The sequence below is a fragment of the Psychrobacter sp. genome (genome assembly GCF_035469765.1).
In the GTDB taxonomy this organism is placed as follows: Bacteria; Pseudomonadota; Gammaproteobacteria; order Pseudomonadales; family Moraxellaceae; genus Psychrobacter.
Genome location: NZ_DATIRM010000091.1, coordinates 1 through 2,594, shown reverse-complemented (window position 1 = coordinate 2,594; position 2,594 = coordinate 1). Strand labels below are relative to the sequence as shown.

At 41.6% G+C, this 2,594-nt stretch carries 3 protein-coding genes; 2 read left to right on the top strand and 1 reads right to left on the bottom strand.

Annotation, left to right across the window (positions count from 1 at the left end; genetic code table 11):
- Window positions 1–167: 167 nt before the first annotated feature.
- Window positions 168–860, bottom strand: coding sequence for a hypothetical protein (locus tag VLN09_RS02500; RefSeq protein WP_325243635.1), 693 nt, complete (start codon window positions 858–860; stop codon window positions 168–170).
- Between the two features lie 291 nt (window positions 861–1,151).
- Between VLN09_RS02500 and VLN09_RS02495 the strand changes: the two genes are divergently transcribed.
- Window positions 1,152–2,078, top strand: coding sequence for a bestrophin family protein (locus VLN09_RS02495; protein ID WP_325243634.1), 927 nt, complete (start codon window positions 1,152–1,154; stop codon window positions 2,076–2,078).
- 447 nt (window positions 2,079–2,525) lie between these two features.
- The coding region (locus tag VLN09_RS02490; RefSeq protein WP_325243636.1) for a hypothetical protein at window positions 2,526–2,594 on the top strand (69 nt) is incomplete at its 3' end.

Here is a 2,594-nt window from a genome sequence, read left to right as displayed (position 1 = left end):
GTTACGTTGAAACTGGTGATATGCGTATCAAAAAAGCGGCTTATAAAGTGGCTGTTTAAGACGATAGATATCATAGCAATATAAACGAGCTTTACATGAAAAAGCCCCTTGTCTAATACACAGGGGGCTTTTTTTTGTGGGGCTTTAAATGATTTAAAGGCAAATTTCTAGCGGCTAGTAAATATAATCGCTTTTATGCCATTAGTGGTCGGTTGGTTAATCGTGACCCTACTGTCTAAGATATCAACGCGCGCATTGATTTTGTAGCATTCTGACGAGGTGCCATTAGGGTCATTAGCGAGGAGTAGGTTGGCTGAATTATCTACACAGAACCAAGCGGTATTATTGGTGTCTCTTACTAAAGACCAGCCTTGCTTGTAGCTACCTATTTTCTTGCGCATACTTCTATCGGCGTATACGTCTTCTGCAATCAACTGGCTGGAAGAGCCAACGGTTGCTAGCTTAGGAAGCGTCGTGCTCTGGGTTGCTAATGAGTATTTGCCTGAGCTATCAGTATAACCGTGGAAGACCAATGGATTTACCGTAAAATAGTTGATGGCAACAGATTGGTCGGTGATTTGATTATTTACTTTATTAATAGTGTTGACTTCGGCAGCTTGAACTTGTTTATTATTGAATACCATATTACCTTTTGGTGTGACGGTAATGTCTGCTGAGGCAGTTTGATTGCCGACGGTCGCCACCAAGCTTTGACTGCGCGCTTTAGTATAGATGTTGAGCATGGCAGCTTCGACAGGGTATTGGGTAACGATGGTATTTCCCGATGTACCACCATTCATTCCGCCAGCACACGCACTTAGGCTGAGTGCCACGGCGGTGCATAATCCTAGTTTTTTCATTATCTATTCCTTATTTTGTTTATATGAGTGTATCACTATCTACTATAGTCGAATTTTTAAGGGATGGCATCTGCTATATCTCCTTGACCTCGTTATCCTTACATCACTATAACAACCAATGATTTTTTAGAAATCTATCGCATAATAAGCGCATAAAAAACCTGCATTATTTGTAAGGTATATATTTATTCGTCGCTGAATGAAAGATGCATGTGCTATGTTTTTTACCGCTATTATGGCGAGTCTGATATCATCTCCCACGGCAAAAAGTATCAGTGTTAGGAAGTCAATATGATCGTCAAACAAAAGCCCAACGCCTTCAAGCTGTTTTTTACTCTGCGTGGCTCAATTCTTCCCAAGGTATACCCTCAAATTTTGCTGATCAGTCTGATCAGTGCGCTCATTACCAATATTCAGCATGGCTTTCCAAGCTCTTTTTCTTCTTATAGCGTCGCGCCTTTTACCTTGCTTGGGATTGCCTTGTCGTTATTTTTGGGCTTTCGTAATAACGCCAGCTACCAGCGTTGGTGGGAGGCAAGGGGAATATGGGGACAATTAGTTTATGATGCACGAATTTTATGCCGTCAAGCGCTCTCCTATATCGATGAAGATAGCGACATAGGGCGAGATACCCAGCGCCGCCTGATTTACCTGAGTATTGCTTTTACTCATGCGGTGCGTCATCGACTGCGAGAAACACCGCCTTGGGAAGATATCGAGCGCTTTGTTGAGCTGAAGTATCATAGCAAGATGCGGCAGGCAAAAAATCTGCCCGATTATCTGATGCGCTTGATGGGTAAAGAGCTTGGATACTGTCGGCAGCAGTACCTGCTATCAGAGCAGATGGTACAAAATATGGATGAGCGCCTTAACTCTATGACGGTGGTGCTGGCAGCGTGTGAGCGTATTCATAATACGCCGCTGCCATTTGCTTATACCTTGCTTGTGCATCGTACTACTTATCTTTATTGTTTTATGCTGCCGTTTGGTTTGGTATCTTCTTTGGGTTGGGTGACGCCCGTAATCTGCGGCGTGATTGCCTATACTTTTTTTGGACTAGATGCCCTGAGTGAGGAGTTAGAATCACCGTTTGGCTTGGCGGACAATCAATTGCCATTAACGGCTTTATCGCGCACGATTGAAATCAATTTATTGGAAGCCTTGGGTGAAAATGATTTGCCAGCTGATATCAGCCCTATAAAGGGCTACTTACCATAAATAGTAGGTAAGATAATAAAAAAAGACCGCTCAGAGCAGTTTTTTGATATCGGATCTAATGGTGCTGGTAAGAGTACATTGCTGCATACGATTTTGGATCAACACATCGGGACTACGCTCAAAACGATTTGACAGATGACTATCCAATGTCAGCATATTAACAACCTACTGAAGATGGGCTATTGTCTGTATAAAATTGAAAGTAGCTAAAGTACTAGGTGGTGCTTAAAAAACCATCATCAGCAGGTAAAGAATAGGTTACAGCTTAGAAAAATGATATATTTGTGTTCTTAAAAATATAATGATAGATGAATGACTCTGATAAATATTTTTTAAAATCTCCCCCCCTTATAAAAACTACTTAAGGAAAGTTTATGCGTATCACGGCGAATTCGATGTAGGTAATATTGATGGTATCAATTTAGAAGATAAAAAAATATCCAATTGGTGATTCGTCCAGATGTGGGTGGCGAGTTTTTCCAGTGGTTTAACTTTCGCCTAGAAGGTCAGGTTGGT

Bases quoted from the DNA above. Each gene is read 5' to 3' on its own strand.
- VLN09_RS02495 (WP_325243634.1), top strand. From the start codon at position 1,152: ATGATCGTCAAACAAAAGCCCAACGCCTTCAAGCTGTTTTTTACTCTG.
- VLN09_RS02500 (WP_325243635.1), bottom strand. From the start codon at position 860: ATGAAAAAACTAGGATTATGCACCGCCGTGGCACTCAGCCTAAGTGCG.